General features: G+C 64.5%; 18 protein-coding genes. 7 read left to right on the top strand and 11 right to left on the bottom strand.

Annotation, left to right across the window (positions count from 1 at the left end):
* Positions 1-75: 75 nt before the first annotated feature.
* Positions 76-1,998, bottom strand: a complete 1,923-nt coding sequence (locus AC0L3J_RS15330) for a M3 family oligoendopeptidase (protein WP_473347540.1) — start codon at positions 1,996-1,998, stop codon at positions 76-78.
* Positions 1,999-2,125: 127 nt separating this feature from the next.
* Here AC0L3J_RS15330 and AC0L3J_RS15325 point away from each other — a divergent pair, with 127 nt between their 5' ends.
* The 3 genes from AC0L3J_RS15325 to AC0L3J_RS15315 all read left to right on the top strand — a co-directional run bounded on the left by AC0L3J_RS15325 (position 2,126) and on the right by AC0L3J_RS15315 (position 8,039).
* Positions 2,126-3,619 (top strand): sigma-54-dependent transcriptional regulator, encoded by a 1,494-nt coding sequence (locus AC0L3J_RS15325; protein ID WP_473347539.1) that lies wholly within the window; start codon positions 2,126-2,128, stop codon positions 3,617-3,619.
* Positions 3,620-3,966: 347 nt separating this feature from the next.
* Positions 3,967-6,129 (top strand): L,D-transpeptidase family protein, encoded by a 2,163-nt coding sequence (locus AC0L3J_RS15320; RefSeq protein ID WP_473347538.1) that lies wholly within the window; start codon positions 3,967-3,969, stop codon positions 6,127-6,129.
* A gap of 275 nt (positions 6,130-6,404) precedes the next feature.
* On the top strand, positions 6,405-8,039 hold the full coding sequence (locus AC0L3J_RS15315) for a peptidoglycan L,D-endopeptidase MepK (protein ID WP_473347537.1): 1,635 nt from the start codon (positions 6,405-6,407) through the stop codon (positions 8,037-8,039).
* Positions 8,040-8,054: 15 nt separating this feature from the next.
* Here the strand turns inward: AC0L3J_RS15315 and AC0L3J_RS15310 are convergent, their stop codons facing one another.
* From AC0L3J_RS15310 to AC0L3J_RS15300, 3 genes are all read right to left on the bottom strand, one after another.
* Positions 8,055-8,477 carry a DUF1801 domain-containing protein gene (locus AC0L3J_RS15310; RefSeq protein WP_473347536.1) on the bottom strand — a complete coding sequence of 141 codons (423 nt, stop codon included), beginning with the start codon at positions 8,475-8,477 and terminating at the stop codon, positions 8,055-8,057.
* Positions 8,478-8,538: 61 nt separating this feature from the next.
* On the bottom strand, positions 8,539-8,811 hold the full coding sequence (locus tag AC0L3J_RS15305) for a DUF2312 domain-containing protein (RefSeq protein WP_007596286.1): 273 nt from the start codon (positions 8,809-8,811) through the stop codon (positions 8,539-8,541).
* 208 nt (positions 8,812-9,019) lie between these two features.
* Positions 9,020-9,322 carry a DUF1244 domain-containing protein gene (locus tag AC0L3J_RS15300; RefSeq protein WP_007596287.1) on the bottom strand — a complete coding sequence of 101 codons (303 nt, stop codon included), beginning with the start codon at positions 9,320-9,322 and terminating at the stop codon, positions 9,020-9,022.
* A 178-nt stretch (positions 9,323-9,500) separates the two neighbouring features.
* Here AC0L3J_RS15300 and AC0L3J_RS15295 point away from each other — a divergent pair, with 178 nt between their 5' ends.
* Positions 9,501-10,094 carry a DUF1036 domain-containing protein gene (locus AC0L3J_RS15295; RefSeq protein WP_027570349.1) on the top strand — a complete coding sequence of 198 codons (594 nt, stop codon included), beginning with the start codon at positions 9,501-9,503 and terminating at the stop codon, positions 10,092-10,094.
* A complete protein-coding gene (pyk, locus tag AC0L3J_RS15290; RefSeq protein ID WP_473347535.1) occupies positions 10,091-11,527 on the top strand; it encodes a pyruvate kinase in 1,437 nt (478 codons plus the stop codon). The genes AC0L3J_RS15295 and pyk overlap by 4 nt, the downstream gene beginning before the upstream one ends.
* A 150-nt stretch (positions 11,528-11,677) precedes the next feature.
* Here pyk and AC0L3J_RS15285 read toward each other — a convergent pair whose 3' ends face one another.
* The gene (locus tag AC0L3J_RS15285) at positions 11,678-12,358 is read right to left on the bottom strand and encodes a TetR/AcrR family transcriptional regulator (RefSeq protein WP_027520003.1); all 681 of its coding nucleotides are present in this window, start codon (positions 12,356-12,358) and stop codon (positions 11,678-11,680) included.
* A 295-nt stretch (positions 12,359-12,653) separates the two neighbouring features.
* Here AC0L3J_RS15285 and AC0L3J_RS15280 point away from each other — a divergent pair, with 295 nt between their 5' ends.
* Positions 12,654-14,144 carry a hypothetical protein gene (locus tag AC0L3J_RS15280; RefSeq protein WP_473347534.1) on the top strand — a complete coding sequence of 497 codons (1,491 nt, stop codon included), beginning with the start codon at positions 12,654-12,656 and terminating at the stop codon, positions 14,142-14,144.
* Between the two features lie 205 nt (positions 14,145-14,349).
* Here the strand turns inward: AC0L3J_RS15280 and AC0L3J_RS15275 are convergent, their stop codons facing one another.
* Positions 14,350-14,514 carry a Flp family type IVb pilin gene (locus tag AC0L3J_RS15275; protein WP_456768028.1) on the bottom strand — a complete coding sequence of 55 codons (165 nt, stop codon included), beginning with the start codon at positions 14,512-14,514 and terminating at the stop codon, positions 14,350-14,352.
* 298 nt (positions 14,515-14,812) lie between these two features.
* Between AC0L3J_RS15275 and AC0L3J_RS15270 the strand changes: the two genes are divergently transcribed.
* A complete protein-coding gene (locus AC0L3J_RS15270; RefSeq protein ID WP_473347533.1) occupies positions 14,813-16,294 on the top strand; it encodes a hypothetical protein in 1,482 nt (493 codons plus the stop codon).
* Positions 16,295-16,427: 133 nt separating this feature from the next.
* On the opposite strand, the gene AC0L3J_RS15265 is transcribed toward AC0L3J_RS15270, so the two are convergent.
* The 5 genes from AC0L3J_RS15265 to ybgF form a co-directional block, all read right to left on the bottom strand.
* Positions 16,428-17,279 carry a dienelactone hydrolase family protein gene (locus AC0L3J_RS15265; RefSeq protein WP_473347532.1) on the bottom strand — a complete coding sequence of 284 codons (852 nt, stop codon included), beginning with the start codon at positions 17,277-17,279 and terminating at the stop codon, positions 16,428-16,430.
* A gap of 392 nt (positions 17,280-17,671) precedes the next feature.
* Entirely contained in the window at positions 17,672-18,886 is a 1,215-nt protein-coding gene (locus tag AC0L3J_RS15260; protein WP_473347531.1) for an ABC transporter substrate-binding protein, read from the bottom strand.
* Between the two features lie 291 nt (positions 18,887-19,177).
* Complete coding sequence (ftsH, locus tag AC0L3J_RS15255) at positions 19,178-21,100, bottom strand: ATP-dependent zinc metalloprotease FtsH (RefSeq protein WP_007596301.1); 1,923 nt, start codon at positions 21,098-21,100, stop codon at positions 19,178-19,180.
* 276 nt (positions 21,101-21,376) lie between these two features.
* On the bottom strand, positions 21,377-22,423 hold the full coding sequence (gene tilS / locus AC0L3J_RS15250) for a tRNA lysidine(34) synthetase TilS (protein WP_473347530.1): 1,047 nt from the start codon (positions 22,421-22,423) through the stop codon (positions 21,377-21,379).
* A 77-nt stretch (positions 22,424-22,500) separates the two neighbouring features.
* Positions 22,501-23,559, bottom strand: a complete 1,059-nt coding sequence (ybgF, locus tag AC0L3J_RS15245; protein WP_473347529.1) for a tol-pal system protein YbgF — start codon at positions 23,557-23,559, stop codon at positions 22,501-22,503.
* Positions 23,560-23,652 lie beyond the last annotated feature (93 nt).

Genomic DNA, 23,652 nt, shown 5'->3' with positions numbered 1-23,652 from the left:
AGACCCGCTTCCGTTGACGGACCCTTCGCGAGGTCCCATCCACACCGCTCCGACGTAGGATCGACAGCGCCGCCTTCAGCCCATCGCTTCCAGCTCGTCGATCATCCCAGCGATGACGCTCAGGCCGCCATCCCAGAACTTTGGATCCTTGGCATCGAGCCCGAACGGGCGCAGCAGTTCGGAATAATGCTTGGTGCCGCCGGCGGCGAGCATGTCGAGATAGCGTTCAGCGAATCCCTCGGCCGCATTCTCGTAGACGGCGTAGAGCGAGTTCACGAGACAATCGCCGAACGCATAGGCGTAGACGTAGAACGGCGAATGGATGAAATGCGGGATGTACATCCAGTAGTTCTCGTAGCCCGCTTTGATTTCGATTGCCGGCCCGAGGCTCTCGCCCTGCACCGAGAGCCAGATCTCGCCGAGCCGCGTCGCGGTGAGCTCGCCGTTCTTGCGTTCGGTGTGGACCGCGCGCTCGAAGGAATAGAACGCGATCTGTCGCACCACGGTGTTGATCATGTCCTCGACCTTGCCGGCGAGCAGCGCCTGGCGCTGCTTCGCGCTCCTGGTCTGCGCCAGCAGCCGCCGGAAGGTCAGCATCTCGCCGAACACGCTCGCGGTCTCCGCCAGCGTCAGCGGCGTCGGCGCCATCAACGCGCCGTTCCCGGCGGCCAAGACCTGATGCACGCCGTGGCCGAGCTCGTGGGCGAGCGTCATCACGTCGCGCGGCTTGCCCTGGTAGTTCATCAGCACGTAGGGGTGCGCGGACGGCGTGGTCGGATGCGAGAACGCGCCGGGCGCCTTGCCCGGACGCACCGGCGCGTCGATCCAGCGGTCTGTGAAGAAGCGCTCGGCGATGTCAGCCATCTTTGGCGAGAAGCCGCGATAGGCGGTAAGCACCATGTTTCGCGCGTCGCCCCAGCCGATCACGTCGGTCGCCGCAAAAGGCAGCGGCGCGTTGCGGTCCCAATAGGCCAGGCGCTTCCTGCCGAACCAGCGTGCCTTCAGCGCGTAATAGCGATGCGACAATTTTGGATAGGCCGCACGCACCGAGGCGACCAGCGCATCCACCACCTCGCGCTCGACGCGGTTGTTCAGATGCCGGGAATCCGCGACGTCCTTGAAACCGCGCCAGCTGTCGGAGATGTCCTTGTCCTTGGCCAGAGTGTTCGTGATCAGCGCAAAGGTGCGCTCATTGGCCTTGAAGGTCTTTGCGAGCGCCTCCGCCGCAGCCTTGCGCTTGGCGCCGTCGCGGTCCTGCAACAGATTGAGCGTCGGCTCGATCGCGAGCTCCTTGGGCCCGACCTTGAAGCGCAGGCCCGAGATGGTCTGGTCGAACAGCCGGTTGAAGGCGGAATATCCGGTCTGCGCCTTCTCCAGGAAGAGCTGCTCGAGCTTGTCGTCGAGCTGGTACGGCTTCTCCTTGCGCAGATCCTCGATCCAGGGACGGTAGTGCGCGAGCTCGGTGGCCTGCATCGCGCGGTTCAAAATATCGTCATCGACGCGATTGAGCTCGAGCGCGAAGAACAGCAGATGCGTCGATGCCGCCGTCAGGCGCTCGGAAACGTCGCCGTAAAACTTTGAAATCTTGGGGTCCACGCTGTCGCCGGCATGGACGAGACCGGCATAGGAGCCGAGACGGCCGGCGAGGTCGTCGATCGCCTCATAGCGTCGCACGGCTTCAGCGAGCCATTTTCCGCCATCTTCCTTTGCTGTTCCTGTTGCGAGCTTGCCCTTGTAGTCCGTCTCGAACGCGACGCAATCGGCATCCATCTTTGCGAGATCGCGCGCCACTTCCGGCGCATCGATCCCGGAATAGAGGTCGGCGAGGTTCCACTCCGGAAGCTTGCCGGTCTTGCTCGCAGGCTTGACGAGTGAAGGCTTGGCGAGTGAACGCTTGGAGGGTTTTGCCTTGGCTGCGGATGTCTTGGTGTTCGGCTTGCGGAGAGCGGGCTTGCTAGCGGCGGACTTCTTAACTGCAGACTTGGAGCGCGAATTCATTGTGTGGGAAACCTGTGTTCAACAATCGCGACGGCGGGCGGGGGCATCAGGATTTAACAGTGCGTTAATCGGCTTCGGCCAGAGTGCCCCGATTCGAGACAGATAGTAGTAGCGTGCGGGGAACACCATGGCTGCCAGTATTTTGATCGCCGACGACGACGCTGTAGCCCGCCGGCTGGTCGAAAACATGGTGCAGAAATGCGGCTATGAGACGATCGTGGTGGACTCCGGCGACGCGGCGATTGCCGCCCTCACCGCCCCTGACGCGGCCATCGACGGCGTCATCCTCGATCTCGTGATGCCCGGCCTCGACGGCATGGGCGTGCTGGCGAAAATCCGCGAAGCGGGTCTCAGCATCCCCGTCATCGTGCAGACGGCCCATGGTGGCATCGACAATGTGATCTCGGCGATGCGCGCGGGCGCGGCCGATTTCGTGGTCAAGCCGGTCGGCCTCGAGCGGCTCCAGGTCTCCCTTCGCAACGCGCTCAATTCGTCCGCGCTCAAGGGCGAATTGCAGCGCATCCGTCACAGCCGCGAGGGGCGGCTGACCTTCTCCGACATCATCACCCGCGCCGAGGCGATGGCGGGCGTGATGCGCGCGGCGCAGAAAGCAACAAACTCATCGATCCCGGTGCTGATCGAGGGCGAGTCCGGGGTCGGCAAGGAGATGTTCGCGCGCGCCATCCATGGCAGCGGCGAGCGCAAGGCAAAGCCGTTCGTCGCGGTCAATTGCGGCGCGATCCCCGACAACCTCGTCGAGTCCATCCTGTTCGGTCACGAGAAGGGTGCCTTCACCGGCGCCACCGAACGCCACACCGGCAAGTTCGTCGAAGCCCATGGCGGCACGCTGTTCCTGGACGAGGTCAGCGAGCTGCCGCTGAGCGCGCAGGTCAAGCTGCTTCGCGCGCTCCAGGAAGGCGCGGTCGAAGCGGTCGGCGGCCGCAGACCCGTGAAGGTCGACGTCCGCATCATCTCGGCGACCAACCGCAGGCTGCTTGAGCGGGTCAAGCAGGGCCACTTCCGGGAAGATTTGTTCTATCGCCTGCATGTGCTGCCGCTCACGATCCCATCGCTGCGCGCCCGGCGTGAGGACATTCCGCATCTGCTCAGGCATTTCCTGGCCCGCTTTGCCGCCGAGGAGAACCGCCCCATCACCGGCATCAGCGGCGAGGCCGTTGCGCACCTTGCCCAGCTCGATTGGCCCGGCAACATCCGCCAGCTCGAAAACGCGGTCTATCGCGCCGTGGTGATGAGCGAGGGCGACCAGCTTGGCCTCGACGACTTCCCCCTGATCGCCTCGCAGCCGCATCCGGGAACAGACATTCCGACCGCGCCGCTAATGCTGGAGCCAATCGCGGCCCCCTCCGTCGTGTCGGGTAACGACATACCGATCGCACCGCTGCCGCAAGCGGGTGCTCTCTCCATGCTGACCGCGACCGGCGACGTCCGGCCGCTGGAGGACATCGAGAACGAGATCATCCGTTTCGCGATCTCGCATTACCGCGGGCAGATGTCCGAGGTCGCCCGCCGCCTCAAAATCGGCCGGTCCACCCTCTACCGCAAACTCGATGAGGCCGGGGTTCCCGGTCATGGCGGCAAAAGCGGTGAGGAGACGCACTGAGCCTGACGCGAACGGAGGTTCGTCCGGGCGGAGCGATACGACTGTAAGCCGTTCGTACGACGACGGAATTCGACTGCGATTTGAACCGTGACTTGGAAGTGACAGACACAGGGAAAAGCGCGTGGCAGAAGAGCACAATCCGTTGCCAAGAGGCTTGCTTGAAGTCAGTTTGTCGTGAGTTGTCCCGGGTAGCGCTGGCTGCGAAATCGGGGCCTGTATATCGTCTGCGTAGGATTCGTTGCGTGCAGGCGTGCAACTTTCGAGAGGCCGGCGCGGTTTAGCCGAAGCTCAATAGGCGATAACGAAGCTGTTCCACGGGGGACAGTTCACCCGAGGGGTGCGACACAATGCGTGACTGTTTGAACCACCGTGCAGGCTTTGACCGTGTCTTGATGACGGTCGCGGCGACCTTCCTCACGGTATCGGCCAGCTCGGCCCTGGCGCAGGATCAGGCGCGCAGCAGCGCTGCCGAGCTCGCGATCGAAGCCGCGATCCCGCGCCCCGAACCCGCAAACGTCCCGCCCCCGACCGCATCCGACATCAAGCTCGACACCACCGCCACGGTTCAGGACTCGGCAAAAGAGCCGGTCAAGGAACCCGTGAAGGCCGAAGCCGCTCCCGCGCCGGACAAGGTCGAGACCAAGCCTTCCGACGTCGCCACCACGCCGGCGACCGAGGCGCCGAAGAGCGAGACGGCGAAGACCGAACCTGCCAAGGCCGACACGGCGACAACGCCGGCCGCGCCCGCCACCGCTGCGGCTCCGTCCTCGGAGCCGGTGAAGGCCGCGAGCAACGTTCCCGCGGCCGACCAGCCGGTCGCCGACAAGCTCAAGGACATCATCGGCGCCAAGACTTCGCGCTATTTCGACCGCAAGAACGAGCGCGCGGCGATCGAGAAGTTTTACGGTGCACGCGACTTCGCGCCGGTCTGGACCCAGGCCGGCAGCCTGACCGCTGCGGCCAAGGGCGTGATCGCGCGGCTGAAAGACGCGGCGTCCGACGGTCTCAATCCCGCCGATTACCCGCTGCCGGACTTCGCAGCCGCCACGACACCCGATACGCTTGCCGATGCCGAGCTCAAGCTCACCGCCAGCATGTTCGACTATGCGCGCCAGGCCCAGAGCGGCCGCATGCACTGGTCGCAGGTCAGCGGCGACATCCTCTATCCCGAGCATCCGGTCGATCCGAACGAGGTGCTCGCCAAGGTCACGACGGCGGCGGACGCCTCCGCGGCGCTCGACAGCTACAATCCGCCGCAGAAGCTCTACAAGGAGCTGAAGGCGAAGCTCGCTGAGCTCCGCGGCCAGGGCAACGGCCCGGCGATCGAGATCGCCGATGGTCCGACGCTGAAATACACCCCGGCCGGCAAGAAGCAGGCTGAAATCGTCGTTGAAGATCCGCGCGTGCCGCAGCTGCGCGCCAAGCTCGGCATCACTGAGAACGCCAGCGACACCCGCTATGACGCGGCGGTCGCAGAAGCCGTGCGCAAGTTCCAGAACAGCGCCGAGCTCAAGGCGACCGGCATCCTCGACGACAAGACGGTCAAGGCGATCAACACCCCGAAGCGCGACAAGCAGATCGACGTGGTGCTGGTGAACATGGAGCGCTGGCGCTGGCTGCCGCGCGACCTGGGCGTGCCCTCGCTCGGCGACGCCTACGTCATCCTCAACATTCCCGACTACACGCTGAAGGTGATGCAGCGCGGCCAGCAGGTCTGGACCACCCGCGTCGTCACCGGCAAGCCCGGTACGCATGCGACCCCGCTGCTCACCGAGACGATGAAGTACATCACGGTCAATCCGACCTGGAACGTGCCGCCGTCGATCGTCTACAACGAATATCTGCCGGCACTTCAGCAGGACCCGACCGTGCTCCAGCGCATGGGCCTCAAGCTCGAGCAGAACCGCGACGGCTCCGTGCACATCTCGCAGCCGCCCGGTGAAGCCAATGCGCTTGGCCGCATCCGCTTCAATTTCCCGAACAAGTTCCTGGTCTATCAGCACGACACGCCGGACAAGAACCTGTTCGCCCGGGACGAACGCGCCTTCAGCCACGGCTGCATGCGCGTGCAGAACCCGGATCAGTACGCGTCGGTCCTGCTCAACATCGCGATGCCGAACGAGAAGTACACGCCGGAACGCGTCCGCAGCATGTACGGGAAGAGCGAGATCGACCTGAAATTCCCGACCCCGATCCCGGTCAACATCACCTATCAGACTGCATTCGTGGACGATGGCGGCAAGCTGCAATTCCGCAAGGACGTCTATGGCCGCGACGCGACCATGATCAACATCCTGAAGAACGGTCGCGGCAAGGATCTCGAGAACGTCGTCGCGCACTCCCAGCCAAGCTATTCACGCCCGGCAACGACGCTGCCGAACGGCGTCCTGGCGGCCAATGGCGGCTCGTCCGGCCCGAATTTCTTCGAGCGCCTGTTCGGAGCGCCGACCCCGCCGCCGGCCCCGGTCGGTCGCCGGCCGCCGCAGCAGCAGCGGGTGTTCACCCGCTGAGCCAGGCCGCCCTGGGTCTGATTTCCTGAAATTCCGCAGTAAAATCAGCGACTTCATCCTCTGGATGGGGTCGCTTAACGTTAACCATTCTCCACCTGACCTCGGGCAGCGGGCGTTTTTTTGCCACACTCACCCGGTTAGGTTCGCGATCTGACTTGGTTTGGGGGCGGGAAGGTCAACGTCGAATTAACCTTCTCGCTTTAACAAAGCGTTCACCCTCTTTCGCGCGCTACCGGGGTTAGCGGGAGAGTCCATTTTGAACGCTCGTCGACTGGGTGGGCTCTAACGTGCTGACTGGTATTGCACGCCAATTTGCTGTGCTGTCGTTGTCCCATGCGGGAGTGAAGGCCGGATCACGGATCGGCCTCGCTGCCGTATTGCTGCTTGCTGCCGCGGGTTCAGTTCATAACGCCGCCGCGCTGAACGAGACCAAGACGCTCTCCTTCCACCACACCCATTCCGGCGAAGACCTCACCGTCACCTTCAAGCGCGACGGGCGCTACGACGAAGCGGCGCTGAAGCAGCTCAACCACTTCCTGCGCGACTGGCGCAGCCAGGACGAGACGGTCATGGACCGTCACCTCTTCGACATCCTCTGGGAAGTCTATCGCGACGTCGACGGCAAGCAGCCGATCCAGATCATCTCGGCCTACCGCTCGCCCGCCACCAACTCCATGCTCCGCCGCCGCTCCTCCGGCGTGGCGCGCTTCAGCCAGCACATGCTGGGGCATGCGATGGATTTCTACATCCCGAACGTGCCGCTGGAGCAGATCCGCTTCGCCGGCCTGCGCCTCCAGCGCGGCGGCGTCGGCTTCTATCCGACCTCCGGCTCGCCGTTCGTACATCTGGACACCGGCAGCATCCGGCATTGGCCGCGCATGACGCATGACCAGCTCGCCCGGGTCTTCCCGGACGGACGCACCGTCCATGTCCCGACCGACGGCACGCCGCTGAAGGGCTATGAGCTCGCCAAGGCCGAGATCGAGCGGCGCGGCAGCGGCGAGGATTCCGGCAGCAAGTCGAATTTCTTTGCCGCCCTGTTCAAGGGCAAGCCGGCTCCGGCCGCCGCGAGCAACGACGAGGATGACGAGGGCGCGCCCGCTCCGGCCGCGAAGCCTGTCGCGCCGACCGTGGTCGCCGCCGCGACCAAGCCGGCCGATCCGGTGCCGACGCCACGCGCCAAGCCGTCAGTCGCAGCGACGATCCAGCTCGCCTCGGCCGATGCGCAGATCGTCGCGCTGCCCAAGCCGAAGCCGGCGCCCGTAGCTGACAAGCCGGCCGCCGGCAAATCTGCTGACGCCAAGCCCGAGACGCCCGCCGATATCATCAATGCCCGTGGCTTCTGGGATGCCCCGGCTACGCCGCAGCAGGCGACGCCGGCCCAGATTGCCGCGCTGAAGGCCCGGCAGGCGCTTGCCGCCGCCACCGATCCGCAGCCGACCGCGAGCGTGTCCAGCGCCGCCTATCAGGCCCTGGCCTACGCGCCGGCGTCCGCCTCCCCGGTCGACCGCGCCAATGTCGTCGCCGCCTCCGCGCCGATCCCGCGCTCCGCCCGTCCCACCGCCGCGTCGCGCAACCTTGCGCCCGCGACCGAGATCAACACGGTGGTCGGCAAGCGCATCGATGGCTTGGTCGCAACCGCGACCCGGCTCTCCGCAGCCAAGGGCGAAAGCATCTGGCTCAAGATCGTGATGCTGTCGCCGAGCGCCAGCCGCGCGATGTCGGTCACGCTGATGGGCGAGCTCGACACGGCCGCAATGCGCGCCTACTTCGTCAAGCCGCAATCCGTGATCGCCATGGGTTTTGCCGACGATCCGATGCAGGGCCTGTCCTGCGACAGTTTCTCGGGCACCGCCACCGCCAAGCTCGAGACGACGTCGTTCGTCATGCGGACGGCTTCGCTGCGCTGAGGTCTTCGCGCGCCGCTAACGCTTCTTCCTTCGTCGATCCAGATGATACGTCAACGCCAGCGACAGGCAGACCGATAGGTCCTGCTTCGGCAGCTTGCCCGACACCGGCAACAGCAGCGCCCTGGTCTGCCGATATTCGAACTGATCGGGAAAGCGTTCGCGAAAGGTATCGACCAGCGTCGTCTTGCAGTTGAACAGAATCGCGGCGTGCGCGGAGTCCTTCAGGCGGCCGAGCCGGATCGTGCTGCCACTGCCGGTCTCTTCGGTGAGATAAGCGGGCTCGCCCCATTTCAACGTTTCGGTGAGACGGCCGATGCCTTCATGCGCCGCGGCGGTCGCGAAGATCAGCTCGCGCACCCAAAGCATGCGCTTGCCGATCGACGCCGGAAAAGCGTCGTAGGCACGGCTTACCTCGCGCGGCAGCGGCGGCGCAGTCACCGCGGTCTCCTTCGATCGACATGGTGTCGCCCTGGCGAAAGCCAGGACGACACCGATAAGCTCAGATCATTCCCAGTGCCTGCATGTAGGTCTCGAGGATCGTCTCGGCCTCGGCGCGCTCGTTCGGGTCCTGCTTGCGCATGCGCACGATGGTGCGCAGCGCCTTGACGTCGTAGCCATTGCCCTTGGCCTCGGCGAAGACGTCGCGGATGTCGTCGGAGATCGCCTTCTTCTCTTCCTCCAGCCGCTCGATGCGCTCGATGATGGACTTGAGCTGGTCCTTGGCAAATTTCGTCGCGGGCTCGTCGTCGCGGACGGCGGCGGAGGTGGCCATCTTGGTACTCCCAATGGAACTGGCAAAACGAGGTGACGCCGGCATCCTCACCGCGCGTGCTGGTTAGACCCTTAGGGTTCGGACCTCTCGGGTTCAAGGCAGCATCGCGCTCGTCCACAGCGCGCCCACACCTTCCTACGATGCGTCGAAGAAAGCTGTTGTGTGATGCGACTCAAGGCACTGTGCAGCAGGCTGCCGGCGAGGCCGTTCAGTGCCCGGGATGAACCTTCTTCATGGCATCGAGCTGCTCAGGCGTGGCCGCGCCCTGGTATTTCGACTTCCACGCCTCGTAAGGCATGCCATAGACGGCTTCCCGGCTCTCGTCCTTACTCAAGGCGACGCCTTGGGCGTCGGCGGCGTCCTTGAGCCAGTTGGACAGGCAGTTGCGGCAGAAGCCTGCGAGATTCATCAGGTCGATGTTCTGGACGTCTGTCCGCGTCTTCAAATGATCGACCAGGCGCCGGAAAGCGGCAGCCTCGAGTTCCGTTCTGGTTTTGTCGTCGATTGCCATGGCTGGATCCCTCGGCTTTGCGAAATTGGCTGTGACCTGGATGGGTCACCCTTACGAGATCAGGTGGGGCCTGTCACAGATTTTGCCATATCGCGGCGCACACGGGCGCGAAACCGGCTTCGGGCAGTTCCCGGGCCCTACGCCAAATCGTCAATGATCTGATATAGCTTCCGCGACAATGATCGCCGAATCTCCCCGCTCCCCCCTTCGCCTGCTCGCCCGGTTGGTCCCGGTGCTGGTGGTTGGCTTGCTATGTTTCTGGGCTAGCCCAGCCTCGGCCGATTTCCGGCTCTGCAACAACACGTCGAGCCGGGTCGGCATCGCGCTCGGCTACAAGGATGCCGAGGGCTGGACCACCGAGGGCTGGTGGAACATCTCCTCCCGTTCCTGCGAGACCCTGCTGCGGGGAACGTTGGTGGCCCGTTTCTATTACATCTACGCCATCGACTATGACCGCGGCGGCGAATGGTCGGGCCAGGCCTTCATGTGCTCGCGCGACAAGGAGTTCACCATCCGCGGCACCGAGGATTGCCTCGCGCGCGGCTATGACCGGACCGGCTATTTCGAGGTCGATACCGGCGAGCAGCGGGCCTGGACCGTGCAGCTCACCGATGCCAACGAGCAGCCGTCAAAACAGCAGCGCGTACCCGGTCTCCCCGGCCCGGTTGGCCCGGGGGTTCCGGGTTTGCCCAATGGCCCGCCCGGTGGTACGCCCCCCGCCGCGCCTGGCCTCCCGCCAGCTCCCTCGCCCCCGTCTGGAAATAAGCCATGAGGCGTCTTCGCCGTATCAAGATTCTCGCGACTCTGGGACCTGCTTCTTCGGACCTCGCGATGATCCGCCGCCTGTTCGAGGCCGGCGCCGACCTGTTCCGCATCAACATGAGCCACACCCCGCATGACAAGATGCGCGAGCTCGTGGCGACGATCCGCAACGTCGAGAGCAGCTATGGCAGGCCGATCGGCATTCTGGTCGATCTCCAGGGGCCAAAGCTCCGGCTCGGTGCCTTCGCCGAAGGCGCGGTCCAGCTCCAGAACGGCCAGACCTTCACGCTCGATTCCGACAAGACGCCGGGCGACACCACCCGTGTCCAGCTCCCGCATCCGGAGATCCTGGCCGCGCTGCGGCCGGGCCATTCGCTGCTGCTCGACGACGGCAAGGTGCGGCTGATCGCCGAGGAGACCTCGAAAGATCACGCGGTGACGCGCGTCGTGGTCGGCGGCCGGATGTCCGACCGCAAGGGCGTCAGCCTGCCCGACACCGACCTGCCGGTCTCGGCGATGACGCCGAAGGACCGCGCCGATCTCGAAGCGGCGCTGGTCACCGGCGTCGACTGGATCGCGCTGTCCTTCGTGCAGCGCGCCGACGACGTGCTCGAGGCCAAGAAGATGATCCGCGGCCGTGCGGCAGTGATGGCCAAGATCGAGAAGCCGCAGGCGATCGATCGCCTCGCCGACATCATCGACGCCTCCGACGCCCTGATGGTGGCGCGCGGCGACCTCGGCGTCGAGCTGCCGCTGGAACGCGTGCCGAGCCTGCAGAAGCAGATGACACGCATGGCGCGGCGCGCCGGCAAGCCGGTGGTGATCGCGACCCAGATGCTGGAATCGATGATCCAGTCGCCGGTGCCGACCCGCGCCGAAGTCTCCGACGTCGCCACAGCCGTCTACGAAGGTGCCGACGCCATCATGCTGTCGGCGGAATCGGCGGCCGGCAAATTCCCGGTCGAGGCCGTCTCGACCATGAACCGCATCGGCGAGGAGGTCGAGCGCGACCCGATCTATCGCTCCGTCATCACGGCACAGCGGCCCGCCCCGGAAGCCACCGCCGGCGATGCCATCGCTGACGCCGCGCGGCAGATCGCCGAGACGCTCGACCTGCCGGCCCTGATCTGCTGGACCAGCTCGGGATCGACCGCCGTGCGGGTGGCGCGCGAGCGGCCGAAGCCGCCGATCGTGGCGATCACGCCGAACGTCGCGGCGGGACGCCGGCTGTCGGTCGTCTGGGGCATACATTGTGTGGTGGCGGAAGATGCGCGCGACCAGGACGACATGGTGAGCCGCGCCGGCCAGATCGCGTTCCGCGACGGCTTAGTCCGGGCGGGCCAGCGCGTGATCATCGTCGCCGGCGTGCCGCTCGGCATCCCCGGCACCACCAACATGGTGCGCATCGCCTCGGTCGGCCCCGAGGGCGAAGCGAATATCTAGGCCCGCTAACACGCGGCAAACAAAAATGTCGAAAACAACCCCATGCACAGTAGCCGGCGGGTCCGGCGCATGTGCTGGGGTTTTTCGCAAAGGCGAGCTCTGGCAATGGCCTGGGCGCGATCAGGTCCGCCGGTCGATCAGGCTGACGTTTTAGGCCCCAACCAGCGCTTTCGCCGCCGGCAGCAGCGTCTGCTGTACGACGAGACCCCTGGCGCGAGCGTCCATGACGCCGACCGCGCGGAGCGCCAAAAGCGTCACGGTCTGCACGGCATCGCGCATCCTGGCGGGATCGTCGAGATTGTCCGGCGCAAGCGGTCCGACCAGGGCCTCGTGCAGGGCGCCGAGCAGCGCGGTGGCGGCGAGCGCGGTGTCCTGCGCCGGCAGGTGGCCGGCGCGCACGGCGGCGTCGATCCGCGAGGCCATCTCGCCTGCGATCTCGCGCCGGCTGGCGAGACGTGAAGCGCTGACATCGACATCGACCGGCTCGGCCAGGATGCCCCAGGCGAGCCTGCGCTGTGACAGGGTATGCACCGCCACGGTGGTCACCGCCGCCGCCAGCGCCGAAGACGGCCCCGGCGCCGCATCGGCGGCTCGCCGGATCGCCGTGAGCTCGTCGCGGGAGACTTCGGCGATCAATTCGGAGATCAAATCGGCCTTGGATGGGAAGTAGCGGTAGACCGTACCCGCAGCGACGCTTGCGCGAAGCGCGACCGGCGCAATCTGCACCGCCGCCATCCCGCCTTCCGCCGCCGCCTCCCGCGCCGCCGCCAGTATCGCACTGCGCCGGGCCGCAAGGCGCTTCACCACTTGATGCGTCCGCCGATAAACCATGGCGCGCTTCCTGTCCCCAGCATCCGGTCCGGCGCAAAGCTCGACCGCATGCTTTTTCGCTGATCTTCGCCCAAATCGCCCTCAAGAACTGAACAACTATTCAGGGCGGAACACAAGACGCAAATGAGCATATGCGCGCGACGCAAACTTCGACGCGAGGAGAGCAGGTAAACGCATTCTTGCTTGGCGCGGCCGCGGTATGACGATCCGGTTTACCTCAACTTAAAAGCGATCATGCTCAGGTTGCCGATGCTTGCGCGCTGCTGCGTGCTGTCGTTTCAGCCCCGAGAGTCCGATGTCGATTTCCATGACAAGCAGCGTGCCCGTCCGCGGTGTTGCGCGCTGGCTTCTGCCGTTCTGCATCGCCGCCGGCGTCTACCTGTTCTTCCTGGGCATCGGCGACATCATGCTGCGGGATACCGATACGCTGTGGCAGATCAAGATCGGGCAGTGGATTCTCGAACACCGCGCCCTGCCCTACACCGACATCTATTCCTTCACGCGAGCCGGCGAGCCCTGGATCTCGAGCTCCTGGCTATCACAAGTCCTGTTCGCGCTGGCTTACGAGCCGTCGAACTGGTCGGGGGCAGTTATCCTGACGTCGCTCGCGATCGGAGCGACGGCGGCGATTTTCGTCTACTTGCTTGAGCCCTATCTGGAGCCTGTGCGCGCCTTTCTGCTCGTCACCCCGCTCCTCTTCATGTCGATGGGCCACTTTCTCGCCCGCCCGCACATGCTGGCACTGCCTGTCATGCTGGCCTTCGTCGGCGGGCTGCTGGCGGCCGCCGATCGGCGCACCGCGCCCTCGTGGCTATTGCTTCCCTTGATGGCGCTATGGGCCAATCTTCACGGCGGCTTCGTCATGGGGCTGGCGCTGATTGGACCCATCGGCCTCGATGCGATCGCGTCCACCGATCGCAAGGACCGCTTTGCACTGGCGTCGCGCTGGGCCTTGTTCGGGCTTGCTGCGCTTGCCGCAAGCTGCTGCACGCCCTATGGCTGGAATACGCCGCTCGCATCGGCGAAAATCCTCAGCCTAGGCAAGTTGCTCTCGCAGATCTCGGAGTGGATGCCCGCTGATTTCAGCTCGTTCGACTTGTTTGGTGCCAGCCTGCTCGGATTGATCGCCCTCGGCTACTACAAAGGATTGGTGCTGCCGTGGACCCGCATTCTTCTGCTGCTCGGCCTGGTCTGGGCGGCACTCAACCACGTCAGAAACATCGAGGTCTTTGCGTTGCTGACCCCGCTCGTGCTGGCGAAACCGTTGAGCGAACAATTGGGCGCGGCCAGAGCGGTCGTGCTCGCACGGGCTGAAGCACGGCCGTCCTTTGTAGTGACCGCGATCGCCGCGCTCGTGATCGTTGCGACCAGCTGGAGTATCACGCGGTCCTATGCCACGCCGACGCGGTATGCCTTTATCGGCAATCCGACCCCTCGGGCTGCAGTCGACCTGCTCGAGCAGCGGCACGCGCAACGCATCTTCAGCACCGCGCCGATCGGGAGCTATCTGATCTTCCGCAATATCAAGACCTTCATCGATGGCCGTGCCGAGCTGTATGGAGAGCAGTTCGTGCTTGACTATTTCGACGCCATCGAGGGCAAGAACGCGGAGACTCTGCTGCGTCTGCTTGATACCTACCAGATCGACGCCACACTGCTGAACGGATCGACTCCCGCCGCAAGGATCATGGACCACGTGCCGGGCTGGAAGCGGCTCTACGCGGATGACCTTGCCGTCATCCACGTCCGCGACGACGCACCGGCGAAACCACCCTCATCACCGTGAACCACGGATCAGGCGTTTAACCGTCGCGGACTCGCATGGACGCGACGGCTTCGGCGAAGAAAGGACTTCGCTAGAACAAGACTTTGCTGGAACAAGTCTTGGCCGGAACAAGACTTGGCACGAAAGGCTTGGCACAAAAGGCTTGGCACAAAAGAAAAGAGCCTTGTCCGGGACAAGGCTCTTTCTACTCTTGGTTCGTTCAGTCTTACTTGAGGCTGGACGAGATCGAGTTGAACTTGGCGTTCAACGTGGAGCCCAGGTTATTGACGACAGTGATGATCGCCAGCGCGATACCGGCGGCGATCAGACCGTATTCAATGGCGGTGGCGCCGGATTCATCTTTCGCGAAATTCGCAACGAGGTTCTTCATAAAGAGCTCCAAATGAGTACACGAGGCTACAACTGATCTGGTCTGTTTGGGCTTCCCAGCGCCGCTCGACCATGAAACCGAACGTAGTGGCAAAGAATTGCGCCGCAGTTAATTCGACTGCGGAAACACAGAGCGGTTTGCGTGTATCCGCCGATGGTAAACCAAAATCTAAAACGATCCGTTAAATTGTCGAGACATCAAGCCAGCCCGGCATCCCCGGTTTACCCGGAATTATGCCCGCCGTGGTCCAATGTCGATCGCTCGGCACCCCGACAAAACAACAGGACGACGAGGCGGCATGTCCCTTTCCTTTGCCAACAGCATCACGGTGCAAGGTCGTGCGCGAGCCCTGGTGCCGCTGTGCGTCGGTGCGGGCGCCTATCTCTTCTTCATGTATGTCGGCGACACGCTGCTTCAGGACTCCGACTCGTTCTGGCAGATCAAGATCGGACGATGGATCCTCGATCACGGCGCCATGCCGTACACGGACATCTATTCCTTCACGCGGACGGGCGCGCCGTGGATTTCGACGTCGTGGCTGTCGCAGGTACTGTTCGCTCTCTCCTATGCGCAATTGGGCTGGGCAGGTCCCGTTATCCTCACCGCGACGGGAGTCGCGCTCACGGCCGCGATCTTCGTCTATCTGCTCGACCTGCAGATCGAGGCACCGCGCGCAGTGCTGTTTGCGATGCTGGCCCTGCTGCTGTCGCTGCATCACGTCCTGGCGCGTCCGCATATCCTGGCGCTGCCTGTCATGGTGGCGTGGGTCGGCCTGTTGATGGCGGCCGCCGACCGCAGGAGCGCGCCGTCCTGGTACTGGCTGCCGCTGATGGCGCTGTGGGCGAACTTGCATGGCGGCTTCGTGCTCGGTCTGGCGCTGATCGGTCCGATTTCGCTCGAGGCCGTCGAGCACGCCGAGAAAGGACGGCGGCTGCAGCTGTTCCTGCGCTGGGTGCTATTCGGCATCGGCGCATTGGTCGCGAGCTGCTGTACGCCGTACGGCTGGAGAACGCTGCTGGGCGCCAGCAATATCTTGGGCCTGGGCGAGTTGCTCTCGCTGATCTTCGAATGGATGCCGGCGAACTTTGCCACCTTCTCCTCGTTCGAAGGCGCCCTGCTCGGTCTGATCGCGTTCGGCTATTATCGCGGCCTCGTGCTCTCGGCGCCCAGGATCTTCCTGATCCTGTTCCTGACCTGGAGCGCGCTGACCCACGTCAGGAGCATCGAGGCGTTCGCGTTCCTGGTGCCGCTGGTGCTGGCAAAACCGCTGGGCCAGCTGGCTTCGCGCCCGCAGCCGGACGCAACCGGTGCCGACCGCTGGCCGGCCCGCTATGTCACCGCGCTTGGCGCGCTGATGATCGTCGCCGCGAGCTGGACCTCGACCTCGCTTTACATGCAGCATCACCACTTCACCTTCACCATGACGCAGACTCCGGTCGCGGCAGTCGACTTGCTCGAACAACGCAAGGTCCAGCGCGTCTTCAACGCCTATCAGTTCGGCGGCTATCTGATTTCGCGCGACATCCCTGTTTACGTCGACGGCCGAGCCGAGCTCTATGGCGAGAATTTCGTCATGGACTTCTTCAAGGCGACCGAGGGCAAGAAGCCCGAGCTGCTTCCGCGGCTGCTCGACGAATACAAGATCGACGCAACGCTATTGGCCGCCGACGCGGCCGGACCGCAGATCCTGGACATGCTCAAGGGCTGGAAGCGGATCTATACGGACGATATCGCAGTGATCCATGTTCGGGACAATGCGGCTGCGACGCCGCCGAAGTGAAAACGTAGCTCCCGTGAATGGGACGTCCGCTTCAAAGGGTGAAGCAGACTTGAACAGGCACTCGGGCCACTTCGCCGCTGACCCGAGGCGGACGATGCGTGATGCCGATGCCGCGCACTCGCCTCGCCGTCACTTAATGGGAAAATTGAGCAGCGAGGAAACTCCGCATCTCCTGGACTGACTGGGCGGCCGCGGTGGGATCATATTTGAGCCAATGTCCGAGATATTCCCTGCCGTCGGCGAAGGCCGGGGAATTAAAGGCGTGATAGGCACCGGGATAGACGATCAATTTTACGGGTGCTCCCCTGTCGGCCCGCCGCTTCATCCAACGCTCGCAGTCCGTCGCGGGCGTCCAGTCATCGAGTTCGCCGATCATGATCAATGCAGGAACGATGAGTTCCTCGGAAGCGACGCCGCAAAGCGGGTAGTAGGCCACGGCGGCCTTGAACTTTCGATCCCGGGGGACGTCAAAGATTTCCGCCTGATGGTTCGACGCCAACTGCAGCGCAACCATTGCACCCTGCGAATATCCAATAACCGCGATACGGTGAGAATCGACGAAGGGAAGATTGGAAAGATAGGATAGCGCGCCTAAAGCATCACCTTGGCGGGTAAGCAGCAGACCCGGCGTCACCTGGGTGCAGGCGTTCTTGATGCCACGGGTCGCAAAGCTATCCAGCATAAGCGACACATAGCCCCGCGCGTTGTACGTTCGGGCGTCTTCCGAAAGTCCATCGCATCCGTGGAGATACACAATGGCGGAAAATGGGCCGTCGCCCTCAGGTTTCGACAGGTACCCCTCAATCGTTTCAGACGCTGCTTTCGGCGTTTCGCCACGTTCGCGCGCCAGGCGCTGTTGGAGTTGGCCGACGTGAACGGAAGCACTTTCGAACCTGACCAATTCTCCCGCCAAGGTGGCGGCGTTGGTGGAAAGGTATGCAACGAACACCGCTACACCGAGACATGCTTTGGCTCGTGTAACCATTTCCTTCCCTCCGTTTCCCGAACGGAGTCAACGTAGCAGGCTCATGTCCGCCCATCCACACCGTAAGTCTATGAACTGCACGGACACTTATGGCCGGCGCAAACGAACGAACGCCTGTCCTCATGTCGCCTTTCGGGGGTGGACTGGAAATGGTCGACGCGCGGCCAAACGATGCGAATGGCCCGTGGTCGACGCGCCAAGGCGAGTTGCCGCTCCTCGCTTCCGAGGGCGTAGCAGACATAGCAAGCGTTCGCGGGCTGATCGGGGTTTCAGTATCCGTCTCGGCGCTTTGAATTGGGCGTCCAGGAAGTCAAACCTTCCCCGATCGAGAGAGATGATCCGAGTTCCGGACTCGCATTGGTTCGACCAAAAAGCCGATCCCTCATCAATCATCAATTGCCCGTTTGCAGTTCGCCGAAGCGCTCCCAGCTCTTGCCATTGAAGCGCATGAACTGCATCTGGTCGACCGGGACATGGTCGGTGGTGCCGGTACTGACCTTGATGCCGGGCAGCAGCATCGGCAATTCGAGATCGCGGATCGCAAACGCCTGCTTGAGGATGTTCTCGGTCGACAGATCATTGCCGCAGGCTTTCAGCACCGCCTCCAGCGCCATGGCGCTGTTGTAGGCGTTGACGTAATTGGTGTCGTGCTGGTCGGCCTCCGGCAAATATCTGGTCATGAACTCGCGCCAGCCCCTGACGCCGGCATCGTCCTTCCAGGCGGGATCGTCGGGGTCCTTCACGTAAGCGGTGGAGAGGATGCCGGTGCCGGCTTCCAGTCCCGCAGGCTCCATCACCGTCGAAACCCACACCGCAACGTTAGACAGGAACGTCATGGGCCGCCAGCCGATCTCGAAGGATTTGCGGATCGCTTGCGCCGCGAATTTCGGCGTCGCCGCGATCACGAATACATCGGCGCCCGAGGCCTTGAGCTTCACGATCTGGGAATCGATGGTCGGGTCCTGGATCTCGTAGGTCGCGCCCGTGACGACGCTATCGTATTTCTCGCCGAGCACGTCCTTCAGCCCGGCGAGATAGTCGCGGCCGTAATCGTCGTTCTGCGAGATAACGGCGAACTTCGCGTTCGGATTCTTCGCCAGCGCGTAACGCGCATAGAGCCGCGCTTCATAGCGGAACGGCGCCTGCACGCCCATCGTCGCCTGCGGATATTGCGCGACGTCGGCGAATTTCGAGGCGCCGGAGCCGATGAAGAGCTGCGGCACGTTCTTGGACTGGAGGTATTTCGCGATCGCCGTGTTGTGGGCGGTACCGATCGAGGAGAAGATCAGCGCCACCTCGTCGCTCTCCACCAGCCTGCGGGTCTGCTCGACCGATTTCGGCGGCGCGTAGCTGTCGTCGAGCGAGATCAGATTGACCTTGCGGCCGTTGATGCCGCCCTTCTCGTTCAGCATCTTGAAATAGCCGACCTCGCCCTTGCCGAGCGCCCCGAAGGCCGACACCGGCCCGCTATAGGGCATGGTCTGGCCGATTCTGATCTCGGTCGCGGTGACGCCGCGCATTTCCGCGGCGGCGGATGGAGCGGACGGGAATGAGACTATCAGGAACGATACGGCGCCAAGCGCGCCCAATGCCCTCGCAAAGCGCATCGGCTTGCCCTCCCCTTTGTCTGCGCGGTCGAGCCGCACCTTTATTTGAGGAGAGCATGCCACGACATCACCGCAGACTCCAATGGCCATGAGTCGCGAGGATCGGAGAGCCAGCAAAGGTAAGGGTGCCACCAACGGCGGCGCCCCAGAGATGGTCGGCACTGCGCAAGGGCGGCTTTGCGCACCTACCTGTTCGTCGCGAGACGCTCAGTTGCCCACGTTCGAAAAGCACCACCCAACAAAAAACGCGGCGTTTCCGCCGCGTTTTTCAATTCAATCTGCCGTACGCGATTACGCCTGCGGCTGCGGCTCCAGGCCGGGATCCGGATCGGGCCGCGGGCGCGACTTGCCGGCCGGAGGCACGGCGGAGGCGCGCGGCGTGGTCGGCTCGAGCACAGATTCGCGGTTCGGCTTCTTGCCCTTGAGCAGGTCGATGATCTCGTCGCCGGAGAGCGTCTCGAATTCGAGCAGGCCCTTGGCGAGAGCTTCGAGATCGGCGCGCTTCTCGGTGAGAATACGCGTCGCTTCGTTGTAGCCTTCTTCGACGAAACGTCGGATCTCGGTGTCGATCTTCTGAACCGTCGCTTCCGATGCGTTCTGGGTGCGCGACACCGACATGCCCAGGAAAACCTCGTCCTGGTTCTCGCCATAGGACACGGTGCCGAGCGCCTCGGACAGGCCCCAGCGCGTCACCATCATGCGCGCCAGACGCGTCGCCTGCTCGATGTCCGACGACGCACCCGAAGTCACCTTCTCGCGGCCGAAGATCAGTTCTTCGGCGACGCGGCCGCCCATCATGATGGCAAGGCGCGAGGTCATCTGCTCCAGCGACATCGACAGCTTGTCACGCTCGGGCAGCTGCATGACCATACCCAGCGCACGGCCGCGCGGAATGATGGTCGCCTTGTGGATCGGGTCGGTCGCGACGACGTTGAGGCCGACGATGGCGTGGCCGCCCTCGTGATAGGCCGTCAGCAGCTTCTCTTCCTCGGTCATCACGAGCGACTTGCGCTCGGCGCCCATCATCACCTTGTCCTTGGCTTCCTCGAACTCGGCCTGGGTCACCATCCGCTTGTTGCGGCGGGCGGCGGTGAGCGCGGCTTCGTTGACGAGGTTCATCAGGTCGGCACCGGAGAAACCCGGGGTGCCGCGCGCGATGGTCTTGAGGTTGATATCCGGCGCCAGCGGCACCTTGCGGACGTGGACCTTGAGGATCTGCTCGCGGCCGACGACGTCAGGGTTCGGCACCACGACCTGACGGTCGAAGCGGCCGGGACGCAGCAGCGCGGGATCGAGCACGTCGGGACGGTTGGTCGCGGCGATCAGGATCACACCCTCATTGGCCTCGAAGCCGTCCATCTCGACCAGCAACTGGTTCAGCGTCTGCTCGCGCTCGTCATTGCCGCCGCCGAGGCCGGCGCCACGGTGACGACCGACGGCGTCGATTTCGTCGATGAAGATGATGCAGGGCGCGTTCTTCTTGGCCTGCTCGAACATGTCGCGGACGCGGCTGGCGCCGACGCCGACGAACATCTCGACGAAGTCCGAACCCGAAATGGTGAAGAACGGCACGTTGGCTTCGCCCGCGACCGCACGCGCGATCAGGGTCTTGCCGGTGCCGGGAGGGCCGACCAGCAGCACGCCGCGCGGAATGCGGCCGCCGAGGCGCTGGAATTTGCCGGGGTCGCGCAGAAATTCGACGATCTCCTGCAGGTCCTGCTTGGCCTCGTCGACGCCCGCAACGTCCTCGAAGGTGACGCGGCCATGCGCTTCAGTCAGCATTTTTGCGCGCGACTTGCCGAAGCCCATCGCCTTGCCGGCGCCGCCCTGCATCTGCCGCGACAGGAAGATCCACACGCCGATTAGCGCGATGAAGGGCAGCCAGGAGACCAGCAGCGAGACGAACCACGGCACGTTGTCGCCGGGCGGCTTCGCGGTGATCTGCACCTTGCTGTCATAGAGGCGCTTCACGAGCGTCGGATCGCTCGGCGCATAGGTCTGGAAGCTCGAGCCGTTGGTGAAGGTGCCGTGAATGTCCGGCCCCTGGATCACGACGTCGCGCACATTGCCGCGGTCAACCTCGCTCAGGAGCTGGGAGAAGGCGATGTCCTGCGAGGAGGCGCGCTGACCCGGATTCTGGAAGAGCGTGAACAACGCCAACAGCAGCAGGACAATGATGACCCAGAGGGCGAAATTGCGCAGATTGGCGTTCATCGATCTTCCTTCGTGGTCGCGCGGATCGCGGCCTGAGCCTTGGGCAGTTATTTGGGCAGCGCGAGGAAATCCCCAAGGAATCCTCTCGGTTAGACGGATACAATCTAGGTGTCGCTCCGGTCGCTGCCAAGGGAACGAGATGGGACTATTTAGCCCATCTTAGTCCGATTCCCGCTGAAATAATGGCGCCCGGATCCGGGTTTTTCCTGCCTGGTTAAGGTGTCCTCACGGCGCGGTCTCGAAACGGCCGGTGCGATGATCCGCCCTTATCCAGCCTTATCCACGCTTGCGCCGGGCCGGCGCCGGCGCGATGCGGATCCGTCCCCCGGCAAGGCTGATCAAGGCCCCCGCAAGCGTCTGCTTCAGGGCCGGCCGGCCATTTGCGGGTGCGCGCGCGGCAATGGCCTGATCGAGCACGGCCAGGAGGGATTCGACCTTGCCGAGTTCCGCCGGTCCCTCATGCCCGAACGCGTTGATGGCCCGCAGCAGGATCCGCAGCCGGACCTCCTCCGGCAGGGCGGCAAACATGGGGGCCTCGAAGCTTCGAACGCCGGCCTGCGGCGCATCGCCGCGATCCCGCAAACGGAGGAAGCGCTCGGCTCCATCGGTCAGCACCTCGACGGCCGCATTGGCGCGCGCCAACCTTGCCGCGAGCCGGGCCAGGCTGCGGGCATCACCGCCCTCCGCCGCGAGCTGCGGCAGCAGCGCACGCAGCCGCGGCCGGGTAAAGGCAGCGTCGTGGTTGGTGGGATCGTCGGCAAAGCCGATCTTCGCCCGCTTCAAGGTCGCGATCAGCTGCGACTTCGGGACATCGAGCAGTGGACGCGCAAGAACGACGCCGTCGCGCTCGGTGAGACGGGCCATCGCCGACAGCCCGGCCAATCCGCTGCCGCGGACAAGCCGCATCAACAGGGTCTCGGCCTGGTCGTCGCGGGTGTGGGCGGTCAGCACGTGGCTCGCACCGGCGATGCGCGCGGCCTGCACGAGCAGGCGGTAGCGGGCTTCGCGCGCGGCGGCCGGCAATCCCGTTTTCGGCTTGGCGCCGCGCCAGCGCAGGGTCCGATGCGGCAAGCCAAGCCCGGTCGCCAGACGCTTGACCTCGCGCGCCTCGCGCGCCGCCTCCGGCCGCAAGCCGTGGTCGATGGTGACGACGGTGAGACGCGGGCCGCGCGCAAGGCTGCGGTGCCAGCGCGCCGCAAGCCACATCAGCGCGACCGAGTCGGGCCCGCCGGAGACCGCGAGCAACAGTCCCTGCGCGCCTTTCAGGCCTGCGAAGAGGCGCTTGGCCTCACGCGCCGAGATCGGGGAATTGTCCTCTGACATGACGCTGCAATCGTCCGCGGATGGACCGAATGTTTAGCGCAGCGCCATCAATCTTGTCAGGATCAATCGCTCCGGGGTCAGCACTTCACGCGCTTCTGCTCGCGGTCGACCGCGGCTTTGACGCCGGCGGAAGCGCGCGGATATTTGCGGCCGACTTCGCCGAAGGCGGCGCACGCGGCCTCTTTCTCCTTCAGCGCGGCCAGCGACTGGCCGAGCCGCAGCAGGGCGTCCGGCGCCTTGGCGGATTTGTCGTATTTGGTGGTGACGGCGAGGAAGGCTTCCGCGGAGTCGCGATATTGCTGGCGCTGGAAATAGCTCTCGCCGAGCCAGTATTGCGCGTCGCCGAGCAACGGGTCGCTCGGATATTTCTGCGAGAAGTTCTTCATGGTCTGTTCGGCCAGCGCATAGTCCTTGCGCTGCATGTAGCCGATGCCGAGGTCGAATTCGTCGCGCGGCGTGGCCGAGGGCGGCAGGGTCGTCAGCGCCGGGGCGCCTGCCGGCGCGGGAGAGCCGGATGGGGCCGGCGGATAGCCGGGCTGCGCAGCCTGGGGTGCGGTCGCCTGCGGATAGCGAGCGCCGCTGTTGCCGAGATCAAGCGGTTCGCCGGCGCCACGGCCGCCGGGCGCGCCGCTCGGGGCACCTGCAGGCATCGGTTGCTGCCCGCCGCCGAGCGCGCGCGGCGCACCCGGCGCATTCGGGCTCTGGTTCGGGTCGAAGGCATCGCCGCGGCGGCGCATGCCCGGCGCGCCGGGCGCAGGCTGCTCCTGAACGATCGGTGCCGGAGAGGCGATCTGCGGCTGCTCGTAATTCGGCTGGGCCGCTTGCTGGTGCGGCGGCTGCTGGCGATAGGCCGGCGCGGCTTGCGCGGGCGGCATGGCCGCGACATTGGGCTGGACCGGCGTCTGGCCGGGCGCAGCTTGCGCGCCGCCCTCGAGCGCTCGCAGCCGCTCTTCGAGCTGGCGGTTGCGATACTGCAGCTCTTCATTCTGGCCGGTGAGCTGGCGCAACTGGTTCTCCAGCCGCTCGATCCGCATCTCGGGATCTGCATCGTCCGACTGTGCGAGGGCGGGCGAGCACAAAGAGAGCAGCGCGGCGATCGCCACGGTGCCGGTGAAGACCTTAAATCTGGATGACATCTTGCCCTGACGACGAAAGCGAAATGGCCTGCGACCGAACATTCGACGCGCCACACATTGAAGGGGAGTACGCCAAAACTGTGACTGAAACAA

Source organism: Bradyrhizobium sp. Kon37, from assembly GCF_055807535.1.
Note: the sequence above shows the minus strand (reverse complement) of the source record. Positions and strands in the feature narration are given on the sequence as shown.